This window comes from Lentzea cavernae, assembly GCF_014653695.1.
GTDB classification, from domain to species: Bacteria; Actinomycetota; Actinomycetes; order Mycobacteriales; family Pseudonocardiaceae; genus Lentzea; species Lentzea cavernae.
This window is the reverse complement of the sequence record NZ_BNAR01000001.1, coordinates 1-14,787: the sequence shown is the minus strand read 5'-3', so window position 1 is coordinate 14,787 and position 14,787 is coordinate 1. Positions and strand designations below refer to the sequence as shown.

Below are 14,787 nucleotides of genomic sequence, written 5' to 3'. Positions count from 1 at the left end.
TCAGACCGAGGCTCTGCCGCGCAGTTCCTCCACGTCGGCGCGGAGTTTGCGGACCTCGGCGAGGATCTCCATCGTGGCCGCCATTTCCTCGCGGTCGTGCTCCGCGTGCTCCTCGCTCATCTGGTTCTGCATCGCGCTCACCGCCACCGCGATGAACAGGTTGAGCACCGTGAACGTCGTGACGGCGAGGTAGCCGACGAAGAACACCCACGCGAACGGCTTCTCCTGCATGACCTGCCGGGCGACCTCCGACCACGCCTCGCCGGTCATCACCTGGAACAGCGTGAACAACGAGTCGCCGAGGTCCCCGAAGTACTCCGGCGCGACGGTGCTGAACAGCTTCGTGGCGATGACCGCCGACACGTACAGCACCAACGCCAGCAACGCGGTGATGGAGGCCATGCCCGGCAACGCGGTGAGCAGCGCCGACACGACCCGCCGCATGCTCGGCACCACGGACACGAGCCGCAGCACCCGCAGGACCCGCAGGGCGCGCAGCACCGAGAACGAGCCGGACGCCGCCGGCAACAGCGTGATCGCGACGACCACGGTGTCGAACCAGTTCCACGGGTCGCGGAAGAAGCTCCTGCCGTAGGCGCCGAACCGGAGCGCGAGTTCGACGACGAACACCGCCAGCGCCACCCGGTCGATCAGGTGCAGCGCGTCCCCGAACGACGCCATCAGCTCAGGGGACGTCTCGGCACCCAGCGTGATGGCGTTGACGAGGATCACCGCGGTGATCACCTTGGTGAACCAGGGGGAGTCGACCAGGACGCGCAGCCGGCCACGGGAGAGCACGAAGATCAATCTATCGAGTGGATCTTCCCGGTCGGCGGTTCACCCGTTCGGCCGACGCCCTGGAGTCAGGGCAGCAGTTGTGCGAGTGCCCGCAACGCTCCGTTCCACGCGCTGGGGGACGGGGTGGCGTAGCCGATCACCAGTGCGTCCCTCCCCGGTGCGGCGCCGGGGTGGCGGAAGTCGGCGAGCCCGTGGATCGCCAGCCGTTGCCAGGCAGAGCCCTGGCACACCACGCTTTCGTCCCCGTGCGGCAGTTCGGCGAGCACGTGCAGGCCGGCGGCCATCCCCGTGAGCCGGGTGGCGGGGGAGTGCGCCGCCAGCGCCGCGACCAGCTGGTCGCGGCGGCGCCGGTAGTGGCGGCGCATGGTCCGGATGTGCCGGTCGTACGCGCCGGAGCGGATGAACTCCGCCATGGCGAGCTGGTCGGTGAAGCCGCAGAAGACGTCCACCTCGCCCTTCTCCGCGGCGACGGCGTCCACGAGGTGGTCCGGCACCACCGCCCAGCCCAGCCGCAGGCCGGGGGCGAGCGACTTGCTCGTGGTGCCCAGGTAGGCCACACGGGCCGGTTCCACGCCCTGCAGCGCGCCGACCGGGGTGCGGTCGTAGCGGAACTCGCCGTCGTAGTCGTCCTCGACGACGAGCCCGCCGGTGCGCCGCGCCCAGTCGACGACGGCCGCCCGGCGATCGGGGTGCAAGGCCACCCCGGTCGGGAACTGGTGCGACGGGGTCAGCAGCACCACGCCGACGTCGGGCCGGTCGTGCAGGGCGGCGACCTGTGCGCCGTCCTCGTCCAGCGGCAGCGCCACGACCTCCATCCCGGCGGACTCGAGTAGTCGCCGCTGCATCGGCAGCCCGAACTCCTCCACCGCCGCCGCGGTCACGCCGCGCTTCCTGAGCGCACCGGCGAGCAGCGCGAGTCCCTGGGCCGACCCGCTGCTCACGATCACGTTGTCCGGTCTGGTGTGGACACCGCGGGCGCGGGCCAGGTAGGTCGCGACCGCCTCGCGGAGCTCGGGCAGCCCGTGGACGTCGCCGTAGCCCAGCGCCTCGTCCGGGGCGGCCTGGAGCGCGCGCCGCGACGCCCGCAGCCACTCGGTGCGGGGGAACGTCGACAGGTCCGGGCTGCCGGGGCGCAGGTCGTGCAACGGCCGCGGTGGCCGTCGCGGGTGCCGCCAGCCCGACGCGGTCGCGGGCGTCGCGTCGGTGCGCGGAGCGACCTCGGTGCCCGAACCCCGGTGGGAGAGCAGCCAGCCCTCCGCGGTCAGCTCCGCGTACACCTGCACGACCGTGTTGCGGGACACCCCGATGTCGGCGCCCAGCGCCCGGCTGGACGGCAGGCGCGTGCCCGACGGCAGCCGCCCGGACCGGACCGCCTCGCGGAAGGCCTCCAGCAGGCCTTCCCTCAGCCCGCCGCCGTGGCGGTCGAGGTGCAGGTCGAGGCCTCGCACGAGATCACGCCGGGAAGTGGTACTCACGTCGGTCATGGAACTGGACCACACCTCTGGGTCATTGTGATTCTACTGTGGACGCATGGCTCAACCTGGTGACAACGAACGACTTGCTCCGCACGCGGCACGGATGGACATGGCCGGTTCGGCTCCCGAGATGTACAAGGCGATGCTGCGGTTCGACTCCGCGACCCGCAAACCCCTCGACCCGGTGCTGCTCGAACTGGTGAAGATCCGCGCCTCCCAGCTGAACCACTGCGCGTTCTGCGTCGACATGCACACCAAGGACGCCCTCGCCGCGGGCGAGTCCGTGGAACGGATCGTGCAGCTGTCGGCGTGGGAGGAGTCCCGGCACTTCTACACCGCGCGCGAGGTCGCGGCGATCGAGCTCACCGAGGCGGTGACCGTGCTGACCGACGGGTTCGTGCCGGACCACGTGTGGGACGCCGTCCGCCCGCACTTCGGCGACGAGGAACTGGCTCACCTGATCGGGGCGATCGCCGCGATCAACGCCTGGAACCGGTTCGCCGTGACCACCCGCCAGGTGCCGGGCGCCTACCGCGCCGGTTCGCACTGAAACCGCTTGTGCCGCAAGACGAGGACGCGGTGGCGCGGCGCTGAGCGCCACCGCACCCGTCCGGACGGGGCCCGTCCGGACGGAGACGCGACGAAGGACTGTGGGATGAAACTTCTGCTCGACCGGATCTGCCTGGCCTTCATCGGCCTCACCTCGGCCTACGTCGGCGTCTTCGCCTACTTCGCCCCGAAGGCCTGGTACGACACGTTTCCCGGGTTCGGGCTGACGTGGCTGCCCCAGCTCGGCCCGTACAACGAGCACTTCGCCAAGGACGTCGGCGCGGCGTACCTGGCGTTCACCGTGCTGAGCCTGGTGGCGCTCGCCAACGCCAGGAAGCCCGCCGTGGTGCTGCTGGCCGGTTCGGCGCTGCTGGTCTTCAACACCCTGCACTTCGTCTACCACCTGACGATGCTGCACATGTACGAACCGCTGGACCAGGCGCTGAACGTGGTGACGTTGAGCCTGATCGTGGTCGTGTCGGCCATCCTGGTGATCCCGGCCCGGCGCCGAGCGGGTGTCACCGCGGAGTGACGGTGCTGGAGGTGCCGGTCGCGTCCAGCGGGACGTGCTCCGCCCTGACCATGCCGAGCCCGACGGCCTGCCTGCCGGTGAGGGCGTCGAGCAGCCAGTCCACCGCCACGCGCAGGCGGTTGCCGGGCATCGACACGAGGTGGTAGCCGCGGGTGACCAGGGTGGCGGGGAGCCCGGACAGCGGGATGCCGAGCGGGTTCGCCGCGGCGTCCGTGCCGCCGAGCTCCACCACGAAGCCGAGGTCGTGGTGCTTGTAGGTGCGGGGCGTGCCGTGTCCCAGCGACGCGGCCACGTTCCGGGCGGCGAGCGCGCCCTGGCGGGTGGCGTGCTGGGCCGTCATGGCGGTCAGCGCGTTGTCGCGGGTGACGTCCGGGACCGCCGCGGCGTCCCCGCAGGCGAAGACCTCGGGGTGACCGGCCACGCGCAGGTCGGTTCCCACGACGAGCCGCCCGTGGTCGGTGAGCAGGCCCATGTCGGCCACCAGCGGGTCCGGGCGCACGCCGACGCACCAGATCAGCGTGCGGGTGGGAATCTCCTCCCCGGTGGTCAGCCTCACCTTCCCCGGCAACGCCTCGGCGATCGACTGTCCGGTGTGGACCTCGACGCCGCGCTTGCGCAGCACGCGGTCCGCGGTGCGCGACAGCCGCCGGTCGAGCTCCGGGAGCACCCGCGGGGCGAGGTCGAGCAGCATCCACCGGACGGGCACGTCCTTCAACGAGGGACGCGACTTCGCCATCAGCGCCGTGAGCGTGGCGCCCTGCGCCGCGACCTCGGTGCCCGTGTACCCGGCGCCGACGGTCACGAACGTCAGCCGGGCGCGCTGCTCCGCGGGATCGGCCGACGTGGCCGCCAGCTCGACCTGGCGGACCAGGTGGTCGCGCAGGTACAGCGCCTCCGGAATGCTGCGGAAGCCGTGGGCGTACTCGGTGACACCGGGGATGGGGAGCAGCTTGTTCACGCTGCCGGCGGCGAGCACGAGCCGGTCGTAGCCCAGCGTGCCGCGGCCGCCGTCCGGGTTCACCCAGGACACGGTCCTGGCCTCGACGTCGACCGCGTCCACCGTCCCGAGCACCAGTTCGGCGCCGCGCAGCGAGCGGTTCAGCGGCACCGCGATGCGGCGCGGCTCGAGGGTGCCGACCGCCACCTCGGGCAGCAGCGGCAGGTACAGGAAGTGGTCCAGCTGGTCGATCACCGTGATCCGGGCCTTGCCGCGCAACCGGCGCAGCAGCCCCTTGGCCGCGGTGTGCCCGGCGAACCCGGCGCCGACCACGACGACGTGGGGCAGTTCGGCCCCGCGGTCGCGGCCGGCGTCCGCCCTGCGTCGCCGGAACAGGTTCTTCGTGGTCATCGCGCGCACCAGCCTCTCTTCCAGTGGTGGGCCCGGTGTTCACGCGTTCGCGTGGTTCCACCGGGCCTCCGTCCACTGGACGAGGCAGTGCGCTGACGTGTGACGGGAGGCGTCGCACGTCACACCGCTACACCTTGTCGGCGACCTTGATCTTGCCCTCGATGATCTGGGCCTTGAAGCCCTCGACGATGCCCTGGAGCTTGGCGTCGATCTTGCCGCCCGAGGTCGCGTAGCCCATGCCGTTCGACTTCAGGTCGAAGACCTTCGGCAACGACGCGAGGTCGTTCCCGGCGGCCGCGTGGAAGAAGTCGTAGACGGCCACGTCCACGCGCTTGAGGCTCGACGCCACGATGACGTCGCGGTTGGCGGCGAGCGCGGGCTGGTTGTACTGGTCGGCGTCGCACCCGATGGCGAGCACGCCCGCCTCCTTCACCGCGGCGAACACGCCGATGCCGGAGGCGCCCGCCGCCGGGTAGAGCACGTCGGCACCCTTGTCGATCAGGCCCTTCGCGGCCTCCTGGCCCTTGGGCGGGTCCTGGAACCCGGTGAAGTCGCCGGCCGGGGTGATGTACTTCTTGTCGATCTTGACCTTGGGGGCCGCGGTGCGCGCGCCCTGGTTGTAGCCCGCCTCGAACTTCTGGATCAGCGGGATGTCCACGCCGCCCACGAAGCCCACGTGGCAGTTCTTGCTCTGGTACGCGGCGACGACGCCCGCGAGGAACGCGCCCTCCTGCTCCGCGAAGACCAGCGGCGTCACGTTGGTGACACCCTCGACGGCGGAGTCGACCAGGCCGAACTGGACGTTCGGGAACTCCGGCGCGACGACCTTGAGCGACTCGGTGTAGGCGAAGCCGACGCCGACGATCGGGTTGAAGCCCTCGGACGCGAGCTGGCGCAGGCGCGTCTGCTTCGCGGTCTCGTCCTCGTTCGGGGCGGCGGAGAGCTCGCGGGTGTTCTCCTTCTTCACGCCCATGTCCGTGATGGCCTTGTCGAAACCGGCGGCGGCGAGGTCGTTGAACGACGCGTCGCCGCGGCCGCCGATGTCGTAGGCCAGGCCGATCTTCAACGCGCTGCCGTCGACCTTCTTGCCCTCGGCCGCGCTGGTGCTCGTGGCGGCGGCCGCGGCGGGCGGCGTCGCGAACTCGCAGGCGCTGCCGGACCCGGTGGGCGTGGTAGCGCCCCCACCGGAGTCCTTCGCGCAGGCGCTCACCACCATGAGGCTGGTCAGCGCGATCGCGGCCACGGCGGTGCCACGCATACGACGACGCACGGTTCGTCTCCTCTAACTCGGCTTAGGAGGCGGACGGTACCTCGCACCTCGATCGAACCGGTTGAGAGTTCACCTACTGGGATCGAGGACCTTGCGGAAGACCAGGAAGTCGCACGGGCAGGCCAGGCGCGGCACCAGGTGCGGGTACGCGCTCTCGAGGCTGTCGGTGCGCACAAGCCGGTAACCGATGCGCGTGTACCAGCTCCGCAGGAACTCCTTGACCGGATGGCTCCACTCCTGCGGCACCAGGAGCTCCAGCTGCATCTCCGCGACGCCGTGCGACCGGCCCCAGTCCTCGGCGAACGCCACCAGGTCGGTGCCGATGCCGGTGCCGCGCTCCTCCGGCGCGGCGACCAGCATCCCGAACTCACCCGCGCCGTCCTCCAGCAGATGGACGCGCACGGAACCCACGACGCGGCCGTCCGACCGGGCCACCGCGATCTCCCCGGCGGCGATGAGCTCCGCCACCTCGGCCTCGGTGGTCCGGCTGCCGCCCTCCAGCCAGATCCCCTTCTCCGCGTCGGCGTACACGCGGTTGATCAGCTGGGCGATCTCCCCGGCGAGCCCGGTGCCGGAGATCAGGACCGGCGTCACCACGGCGAGGGCTGGGTGGTCCGCGCCAGTTCGTCGGCGTGCTGGAGCACTCCGAGCTCACGCAGCATCCGGTCGCGCTGTACGGGGTCGTGCGCGACGTGCGATGCGTGCAGCGCCTTGCGCAGACGGGCCTTGCGCCGCGGCGTCCACTTGCTCGCGATGGCGAGCTTCGCGGCCCGCAACGCCGCCTTGTCACGGGTGCGCGCCAACGCGTCCCGGCCGTCGTCGCCCAAGCCCAGCAACGACAAGAGGCGCTCGCGCATCTCCCGGCCGACGCGCGCCCACGTCGTGGTGCGCTGACGTGACGCACGGATCTCGATGCCCAGCGCGAGGTGCAGCATCACCAGACCGAGCACCGGTCCGAGCAGGACACGGGCGGTACCGGCCACCGGGCCGGACAGGCTGAAGGCCGCGAACGCGGCGAACGCCGTCAACGCCCACGCCACCAGACGAGCCGGACCGGGACGACCGTTCTGACGCACACCGCCGCGCATCGCCCAGCCGCACGCGACCAGCGCCGCCTCCATCACGGAGAACAGGACGACCCGCTCCACGACGTCGGTGATGCCCAGGCGCTGCTCGAAGAACCGCCACGACGTGTCGACGCTGACACCGATGCTCATCAGCGCGACCGCGTAGAAGCCCTTGGCGCCGGCGGGCTTAGTCGGCTCAACGGGTTCGGCGGCCTCGGCGGGTGTCTCGGGGTTCTGCGCCTTGTCGAGCTCGGCGATCAACTCGGGCGTCAGCAGCACGTGACCGCTCGTGTCGGTCACCCCGTTGCGGGCGCGCCACTCGTTGACGATCGGTGTGGCGTAGGCCCGGTTCGGCACCGTCTGGCCCTGCTTGCTGAGCCAGCGGCGGACGTCCTCCACCGAGGACCCGCGCGGCAGGTGCTCCAGCGCGTACTGGATCTGGGCCTTCTGGGTCCTCAACCGGCCCAGAGCTGCGTCGTGGCCGGGCAGGGTGCCGGCCTCGTCCGTGATCACTCGTGCTCTCCGTCCTCATCAGGGGGTGTACAGGGGGCACGCGGACGGCTGGACCCTACCCGGCTACCCGCAGTGATCCGCACCAGGTTTCCGACGTTGACACTGTCACGGTTGCAGTGTCACTATCAGGGGGTGTGGACGCTCGACGAGTTGCTGGACCGCGTCTCCGCCGCGTTGACGGCGGAGTACTCGGGCGCGCCCAACGGCCGGGTGCGCGACGTGCCCGACAAACGGGCCGTCCGCTGGTACGCGACAACGGGCCTGGTCGACAGACCGTCCGCCATGCGCGGCCGCACCGCGTTGTACGAGAACCGCCACCTGCTCCAGCTGGTGGCGCTGAAGAGACTTCAGTCGGAGGGGAGGACGCTGGCCGACATCCAGGCCGAGCTGGCGGGCGCCACCGAGGCGACGCTGGCGGCCATCGCCCGTGTTCCCGGGCACCTGCTGGAGGTGGGTGACGCGGCGCCGGCGGAGGCGGTGCGGCCGAGGTTCTGGGCGGCGCCGGTGGTACCGGCGGCGGGACCAGCTCCGACGGATCCAGCACCTACGCCTGCTTGGGCACCGGCCTCTGCCCCTCCGACCGCATCGCCGACCGACGCACCACCCGCCGCTGCTCCGGCAGCGCCACCGACTGCGGCACCCGCTGCCGCTCCGGCCGTACCGCCCGCTACCGCGCCACCCGCCCAACCCGTCGCCGCGCGGGCTGTACCACCTGCTCCCGCTCCGGCCGCGCCACTCGCCGATGCGTCGGTCGCTCCACCTGCTGCACCTCCGGTCGCGGCGATTGCCGACGCCTCAATCGCTCCGGGTGCGTCCGCACCGCCCGCCGACCAGCCCGCCCCACTACCAGCCGCCCCTCCACCCCCTCCCACTCCACTACCCGCCCCACCGACTGCCCCACCAACCACCCCTCCCGGGACCTACGCCCTCACCGGCGTAGCCCTCCCCGGAGGCGCCGTACTCCTGGTGCCGGGAACCCCCACCGCCGCCGACCGCGCAGAGATCGCCACCGCCGCCCGACCACTGCTCGACCTGCTCGCCGCCCGCGGCCTGCTCGACGAAAGGGACCAGCCATGACCATCTCCGTCGCCCCGATGAAGGCCGCCGAAGCCGACCGCGTCGGCCGGACGACCGAGGACGCGGGTGTCGGCGCGCTGCGCACCGAACGAGGCAACCTGCCCCTGGAGCACCTCGACGTGAGAGCGGAGGTCACGGGTCTCATAGGTCGTGTCGTGCTGACGGCGGGGTTCGTGAACACCTACGACACCGCGCTCGAGGCGACCTACGTGTTCCCGTTGCCGGACCGCGCTGCCGTGACCGGCATGAAGATGACCGCGGGTGACCGCACGGTCGAGGCCGATCTGCAGGAACGTGCCCAGGCGCGCCAGACGTACGACGACGCGATCGCGGCGGGCAAGAGGGCGTCGATCGTGGAGGAGGAGCGGCCGGACGTCTTCACCATGCGGGTCGGCAACATCCCGGCGGGGGAGCGGGTGAAGGTCGAGCTGAGTCTGGTGGGGCCGCTGGTGTTCGAGGACGGTGCGGCGACGTTCCGGTTCCCGCTGGTGGTGGCGCCGAGGTACGTGCCGGGCAGTGCGTTGCCGGGGCCGTCGGTCGGGGACGGGTACGCGCAGGACACGGACCTCGTCCCGGACGCGTCCCGGATCACGCCGCCGGTGTTGCTGCCGGGCTTCCCGAACCCCGTGCGCCTCGGCATCGGTGTGGAGATCGACCCGGCGGGCCTGGAGCTCGGTGAGGTGCGGTCGAGCCTGCACACCGTGGTCACCGAGGGGAACTCGGTGACGGTCGCGCCGGGGGAGCGGGTCGACCGCGACTTCGTGCTCCGCCTGGCGTACGCGGGCAACAGCTCCGCTGTCGTGTGCGTGCCCGACGAGGACGACAGCGGTGAGGGCACCTACCAGCTGACGGTCCTGCCGCCGGAGCCGGAGGCGCCGGTGCGTCCGCGCGACGTCGTGCTGCTGCTCGACCGCTCCGGCAGCATGTCGGGCTGGAAGATGGTCGCGGCCAGGCGGGCGGCGGCGCGCATCGTCGACACGCTGACCGCGGACGACACGTTCTCCGTGATCAGCTTCGACGACCGGGTGGAGCGTCCTGACACGTTGGGATCCGGTCTCGTGACGGGCACCGACCGCCACCGCTTCCGCGCCGTCGAGCACTTGGCCGCCGTGCAGGCGCGGGGTGGCACCGAGTTGTACGAACCGCTGCGCCAGGGGCTGGGTCTGCTGGCCGACGCGCGGTCGGAGCGCGATCCCGTGCTCGTGCTCGTCACGGACGGGCAGGTCGGCAACGAGGACCAGGTGCTGCGCGACATCGCGCCGATGATCAACCGGACGCGCGTGCACGCCGTCGGCATCGACACGGCGGTGAACGCGGGCTTCCTCGGCCGGCTCGCCGCCGCCGGGGCCGGCCGGTGCGAACTGGTCGAGAGCGAGGACCGCCTCGACGAGGCGATGACCCACATCCAGCGGCGCATCGGCGCGCCCGTGATCACCGACGTGGTGGTGTCGCCTGCCTCCGACCTGCCCCGGCAGCCGACGGCCGTCTATCCGGGCGTGCCGCTCGTGGCGTTCGGCCGGTACAGCGGCGCGGCGCCGGACTCGTTCACCGTGCGCGGGCGGACCCGCGACGGGTCGGACTGGCAGGAGACCGTGGCCGTGCGGGAGCACACGTCGGCGGCCGTCCGGGCGCAGTGGGCCCGTGCCGCGCTGCGTGATCTGGAGGACCGGTACGCGATCGGCGACAGGTCGCTGGAGGAGTCGATCGTGCGGACGTCGTTGAGGTTCGGCGTGCTGTGCCGCTTCACCGCGTTCGTGGCGGTGGACGAACGGATCGTTTCCGACGGCACGGTGCACCGGGTGGTGCAGCCGGTCGAGCAGCCCGCGGGCTGGGAGAGGCAGGCTCCGGGGTTCCCGATGCCGATGGCGAGCTTCGCCGGAGGGGCTCCTTCTGTGGCCGCCGCGTTCGGTGCCGCCCCGCCGCCTCCCGCCGCGCCCATGGCCCGCGGGGACATGCGCCCCGGCGCGGCGCCGAAGCGGATGCGGGCGTCCGCACCCGTGGCGATGCCGAGGCCGATGCCCGTGCCGCCGCCCGCCGATTCGGGTGACCTGCGCGAGGTCGTCGCGCTGGAGGTGCGCCGCCTGGAGAAGGACGCGGCTCTGCCCACGTGGGAGCGCCGCGACCTGCTCGACGACCTGGCCAGCCGGCTCGGGACCCTCGTCGCCGGACGGCAGGGCGCCGAGTACGCCCCGCTGCACGGCCTGATCTCCGAGATCACGGCCGGTGGGGACGTCGACGCGCTCTGGGCCCGTGCCCTGGAGGTGCTGCGGGGGTTCGGGACGGGAAAGACCGCCGAACCCGAGCGTCGCAAGAGGTTCTGGCGCTGATCGGCCGATTGCCCACGTGAGGGTTCTGCCGCAACGCTTTCCCGTGTGAGCGCGTTCGGAGGATGGACGACCGCAGAGGGCCTGCCCGCGTTCGAGTACCGGGCAGGCCCCCGGCCGTGGGATCCGGTCATCGACCCGCCGACGTCGAGGCACTGGGTGCACCTGGGCAACCGCCGGATCACGCTGGTGGCCGACAGCGACGGGCTCTTCGGCGTGTGGGACGAGCACCTCGGCTGCCGGTGGCTCACCGAACGCACCGGCATCGCCCGGTTCGGTGCCCTGTCGACGGATTCCGCCCCGGTGAAGCTGTTCGGCCCGACCTTCTGCCGCGTCACGATGAACGACGACGAAGTCGAGGTCGAACGCACGGTGCTGTGCCCGGAGGGCGAGGCGCCGTGGGTGCTGATCCGGGTCGACGTGCTGAACCGGGGAGACAAGGCGCTGCGGCGGTCGTTGACCGAGGAGTGGGAGGTGCGGCCGCGCCTGGTCGACCTCGAGTTCGGCCCCACGCGCGGGGACGTTCCACCGGACGTACCCGTTGTGGCGCTGGAGAACTGCGGCGGCGAACGCGTCGAGACCACGGCCGGGCCGCTGACCGTCGAGGTCGTGCTGGAGGTGCCGCCGGGGGAGCGGACGACCGCGTGGTTCCGGTTCGGGCTGCTCGGCGGACCCGCCGACCCGGAGGCGGTGTACGAGACCAGCCTGGCCGGCCTCAAGAACCGGCTCCCGGCCGCACCGGACGAGATCCGGTGGCACGCGGCCCTGCTGACGGGCGGCGCGTGCGTCGACGGGGTGCTCGGCGGCCACACGCTCGACCAGGGTTCCGCCTACTCGTTCCGGCACGGTTTCAACGGCGCCGCAAGGGATCCGTTGCAGCACGCCCTGCCGCTCGTGCACCTCGAACCGGACCTCGCGCTGTCGGTGCTGCGCAACACCTGCGCGTGGGGAAGCCCGGACGGCGACCTCCCGTACGCGCTCGACGGCCGCAAACAGCCGTGGACCCAGCTGTTCCGCCCGTCCGACCAGAACCTGTGGGCGCTCTGGCTCGCCGCCGAGTACGCCGCCACGACCGGCGACCTCGCCGCGTTCCACGACCCCGTGCCGTACCACCCGTGCCACGGCGCTGAACCGGTGCCGCTGGCCGAGAACCTGCGGCGCCAGTTCAGGTTCTTCGCCGACGAGGTCGGGACGGGGGAGCACGGCCACGTCCGGATCCTGAACGCGGACTGGAACGACCTCGCCGTCCGCGAGTCCGGAGTGGACCGTGAGGTGATGATCGAGCGGGGCGAGTCGGTGCTGAACTCGGCGATGGCCGCCTGGGTGCTCCCGCTGTACGCGGGCCTCGCCGACCGTCTGGGTGATGCCGCAACGGCTTCCGAGGCACGCGAACGCGCTGCCGCCCTCCGTTCGCTGGTCGCGGGGGAGTGGAACGGCCGCTGGTTCCGGCGCGCGCACGGTCCCGGCGGCAAGGTCGTCGGTGATCACGACCTGTGGCTGGAGGTGCAGCCGTGGGCGATCCTGTGCGGTGCCGCGACACCGGACCAAGCGCGCGCGTTGCTCACCACGATCGACGAGACGTGCCGGGCCGGCTCACCGCTGGGCGCACGACATCGCTGGCCCGTTCCCGAGGGCACGCACGGCCAGGTCTGGTTCTCGGTCAACATGACGCTGGTGTGGGCCGCCTCGCTGTACGACCCCGACCTGGCGTGGGACGAGTGGCGGCGCATGACCCTGCACGCGCACACCGCCGCCTATCCGGACGTGTGGACCGGCACGCTGTCCGGCCCCGACTGCTACCTCGCCCCGGACAGCGACCGCCCCGGTGAGACCTGGGCCCTGCCCGACTTCGGCACCGCGATGCAGGCCTACCCCGTCGCGAACCTGCACAGCCACTCCCAGCCGTTGCTCGCCCACCTGCGGCTGCGGGGCGTCGTACCCCGATTCGGTGAACGGGCGTGACATTCCTGGATCTTGTGCGGTCTTGGCTGACACCACCCGCACCAGTACGAGGAGTCCCGTTGTCCAGCTGCCGCCACCGAGTCGTCCAGTTGCGCACGCCGCTGTCCGAGGACGAGCGGCTCTCGCTCGTGGAGCAGACCGTCCTGTGCCACCCGGCCGTGCACAGCGTCGAGCTGTCGTCGGACGGGGAGATCCGCGCGGAACTCGTGGTGTGGCGCGGAAGCTCGCCGCGGGCGGTCCAGGACATCAGCCTGGCGCTCGACGCCGTGCTCGGTGAGGTGGCCGTGAGCGTCGAGGTCGTGGCCGTCGCCCACCGGAGGCGCGAGCGCGTGCTCTGGGTTTACAACTAGCGCCCCATTGTCAAATCGGCTTTACATGTCCTACCGTTCTGTCAACCTCCCGGAGGAGCGTGGCATGAGCGACATGAAGGCAACGGTGCCCGTCGGCTCAACCGAGCAGTGGACGGACGGCAAGCGGTACCTGTGGCTGCTGGGACTGGTCGTGCCGTCCCTGGCGTTCCTGGCGATCGGGATGCACGCGGTCACGGGCTGGGGCGTGTGGTTCTGGATCGGCCCGATCGTGGTCCTGGTGATCGTCCCCGCCATCGACCTCGTCGCGGGCCTCGATCGCAGCAACCCGCCCGACGACGTGATCGAACGGCTGGAGAACGACCGCTACTACCGCTGGATCACCTACCTGTACCTGCCGATCCAGTACATCGGCTTCGTGGTGGCGTTCTGGGTGATCGCGCGCGGTGACCTGGCCGTCGTCGACAAGATCGGTCTCGCGGTGTCGATCGGGTGCATCGGCGGCATCGGCATCAACACGGCGCACGAACTGGGACACAAGAAGGAGAGCCACGAGCGCTGGCTGTCGAAGATCGCGCTCGCGCAGAGCTTCTACGGCCACTTCTACATCGAGCACAATCGCGGCCACCACGTGCGGGTGGCGACTCCGGAGGACCCGGCCAGCAGCCGCGTGGGAGAGAGCTTCTACCGGTTCTGGCCGCGCACCGTCTTCGGTTCGATCGCCTCGGCGTGGCGGCTCGAACGCAAGCGCTACGGCCGTCGCGACCGGCACCCGTACCGGCTGGGCAACGACGTGCTCAACGCGTGGCTGATGTCCGCCGTGCTGTGGGCGGCGATGATCGTGTGGCTCGGCGCCGGCATCCTGCCGTACCTGCTCATCCAGGCGGTGATCGGCTTTTCGCTGCTCGAAGTCGTGAACTACATGGAGCACTACGGGATGCTGCGGCAGATGGTCGGGGCTCCCGGCCGCAGGCGCTACGAGCGGGTCGACCCCAGCCACAGCTGGAACTCCAACAACATCGCCACGAACGTCCTGCTCTACCACCTGCAGCGGCACAGCGACCACCACGCCAACCCCACCCGGCGCTACCAGACGCTGCGCGACTTCGCCGAGTCGCCGGTGCTGCCGACGGGCTACGCGGGCATGATCCTGCTGGCCCTGGTGCCACCGCTGTGGCGGCGCGTGATGGACCCGAGGGTGCGGGGCCACTTCGGCGGCGACATCGGCCGCGCGAACATCCAGCCGGGCAAGCGCGAGAAGGTGCTCGCCCGCTACGGCGGCACCGGCACGAGCGAGGCCGTGACCGACGACAGCCGCGGCGACGCGACCGCGGGAGGCATGTGCCCGGGCTGCGGTTACGTCTACGACGAGACGACCGGCGACCCGCGCGAGGGCTTCCCCGCCGGAACGCCGTGGTCGGCCATCCCGGACTCGTGGTGCTGCCCGGACTGCGGCGTGCGCGAGAAGATCGACTTCGTCGCGCCCGGCCGTGTGACGTCGGCCTAGGGCGTGTCCTGTGGATCTTCACCTGAGGTGCAGGACGATGCAGGCCAGGATGATCTC

Annotated in this window: 13 protein-coding genes; 7 read left to right on the top strand and 6 right to left on the bottom strand. The window is 71.5% G+C overall.

What is annotated here, in order from left to right; all coding sequences use genetic code 11:
• Together IE307_RS00065 and pdxR are read right to left on the bottom strand one after the other, a co-directional pair.
• Complete coding sequence (locus tag IE307_RS00065) at nt 1-798, bottom strand: ion transporter (protein ID WP_229904234.1); 798 nt, start codon at nt 796-798, stop codon at nt 1-3.
• 65 nt (nt 799-863) lie between these two features.
• Nucleotides 864-2,282, bottom strand: coding sequence for a MocR-like pyridoxine biosynthesis transcription factor PdxR (gene pdxR / locus IE307_RS00060; protein WP_191295367.1), 1,419 nt, complete (start codon nt 2,280-2,282; stop codon nt 864-866).
• A 46-nt stretch (nt 2,283-2,328) separates the two neighbouring features.
• Here pdxR and IE307_RS00055 point away from each other — a divergent pair, with 46 nt between their 5' ends.
• Entirely contained in the window at nt 2,329-2,823 is a 495-nt protein-coding gene (locus tag IE307_RS00055) for a carboxymuconolactone decarboxylase family protein (protein WP_191295366.1), read from the top strand.
• Nucleotides 2,824-2,928: 105 nt separating this feature from the next.
• A complete protein-coding gene (locus IE307_RS00050; RefSeq protein WP_191295365.1) occupies nt 2,929-3,354 on the top strand; it encodes a hypothetical protein in 426 nt (141 codons plus the stop codon).
• On the opposite strand, the gene IE307_RS00045 is transcribed toward IE307_RS00050, so the two are convergent.
• From IE307_RS00045 to IE307_RS00030, 4 genes are all read right to left on the bottom strand, one after another.
• Nucleotides 3,341-4,702 (bottom strand): NAD(P)/FAD-dependent oxidoreductase, encoded by a 1,362-nt coding sequence (locus tag IE307_RS00045; protein ID WP_191295364.1) that lies wholly within the window; start codon nt 4,700-4,702, stop codon nt 3,341-3,343. The genes IE307_RS00050 and IE307_RS00045 overlap by 14 nt on opposite strands.
• Before the next feature lie 127 nt (nt 4,703-4,829).
• Nucleotides 4,830-5,960 carry a BMP family lipoprotein gene (locus IE307_RS00040; protein ID WP_191296386.1) on the bottom strand — a complete coding sequence of 377 codons (1,131 nt, stop codon included), beginning with the start codon at nt 5,958-5,960 and terminating at the stop codon, nt 4,830-4,832.
• Nucleotides 5,961-6,041: 81 nt separating this feature from the next.
• Nucleotides 6,042-6,566 carry a GNAT family N-acetyltransferase gene (locus IE307_RS00035; protein WP_229904232.1) on the bottom strand — a complete coding sequence of 175 codons (525 nt, stop codon included), beginning with the start codon at nt 6,564-6,566 and terminating at the stop codon, nt 6,042-6,044.
• Entirely contained in the window at nt 6,563-7,552 is a 990-nt protein-coding gene (locus IE307_RS00030) for a hypothetical protein (RefSeq protein WP_191295362.1), read from the bottom strand. The genes IE307_RS00035 and IE307_RS00030 overlap by 4 nt, the downstream gene beginning before the upstream one ends.
• Before the next feature lie 132 nt (nt 7,553-7,684).
• Between IE307_RS00030 and IE307_RS46505 the strand changes: the two genes are divergently transcribed.
• From IE307_RS46505 to IE307_RS47395, 5 genes are all read left to right on the top strand, one after another.
• Nucleotides 7,685-8,629: a MerR family transcriptional regulator gene (locus tag IE307_RS46505; protein ID WP_229904231.1), complete on the top strand. Its 945-nt coding sequence runs from the start codon at nt 7,685-7,687 to the stop codon at nt 8,627-8,629.
• Nucleotides 8,626-10,956 (top strand): VIT domain-containing protein, encoded by a 2,331-nt coding sequence (locus tag IE307_RS00020; protein WP_191295361.1) that lies wholly within the window; start codon nt 8,626-8,628, stop codon nt 10,954-10,956. The genes IE307_RS46505 and IE307_RS00020 overlap by 4 nt, the downstream gene beginning before the upstream one ends.
• A 45-nt stretch (nt 10,957-11,001) precedes the next feature.
• Nucleotides 11,002-12,915: a GH36-type glycosyl hydrolase domain-containing protein gene (locus IE307_RS00015; protein WP_191295360.1), complete on the top strand. Its 1,914-nt coding sequence runs from the start codon at nt 11,002-11,004 to the stop codon at nt 12,913-12,915.
• A gap of 59 nt (nt 12,916-12,974) precedes the next feature.
• Nucleotides 12,975-13,265, top strand: coding sequence for a hypothetical protein (locus IE307_RS00010; protein WP_191295359.1), 291 nt, complete (start codon nt 12,975-12,977; stop codon nt 13,263-13,265).
• Between the two features lie 64 nt (nt 13,266-13,329).
• The gene (locus tag IE307_RS47395) at nt 13,330-14,730 is read left to right on the top strand and encodes a fatty acid desaturase (RefSeq protein WP_191295358.1); all 1,401 of its coding nucleotides are present in this window, start codon (nt 13,330-13,332) and stop codon (nt 14,728-14,730) included.
• The last annotated feature ends 57 nt before the right edge of the window (nt 14,731-14,787 follow it).

Coding starts and splice junctions, on each gene's coding strand:
- pdxR (WP_191295367.1), bottom strand. CDS start 2,282: ATGACCGACGTGAGTACCACTTCCCGGCGTGATCTCGTGCGAGGCCTC.
- IE307_RS00055 (WP_191295366.1), top strand. CDS start 2,329: ATGGCTCAACCTGGTGACAACGAACGACTTGCTCCGCACGCGGCACGG.
- IE307_RS00050 (WP_191295365.1), top strand. CDS start 2,929: ATGAAACTTCTGCTCGACCGGATCTGCCTGGCCTTCATCGGCCTCACC.
- IE307_RS00045 (WP_191295364.1), bottom strand. CDS start 4,702: ATGACCACGAAGAACCTGTTCCGGCGACGCAGGGCGGACGCCGGCCGC.
- IE307_RS00040 (WP_191296386.1), bottom strand. CDS start 5,960: ATGCGTGGCACCGCCGTGGCCGCGATCGCGCTGACCAGCCTCATGGTG.
- IE307_RS00020 (WP_191295361.1), top strand. CDS start 8,626: ATGACCATCTCCGTCGCCCCGATGAAGGCCGCCGAAGCCGACCGCGTC.
- IE307_RS47395 (WP_191295358.1), top strand. CDS start 13,330: ATGAGCGACATGAAGGCAACGGTGCCCGTCGGCTCAACCGAGCAGTGG.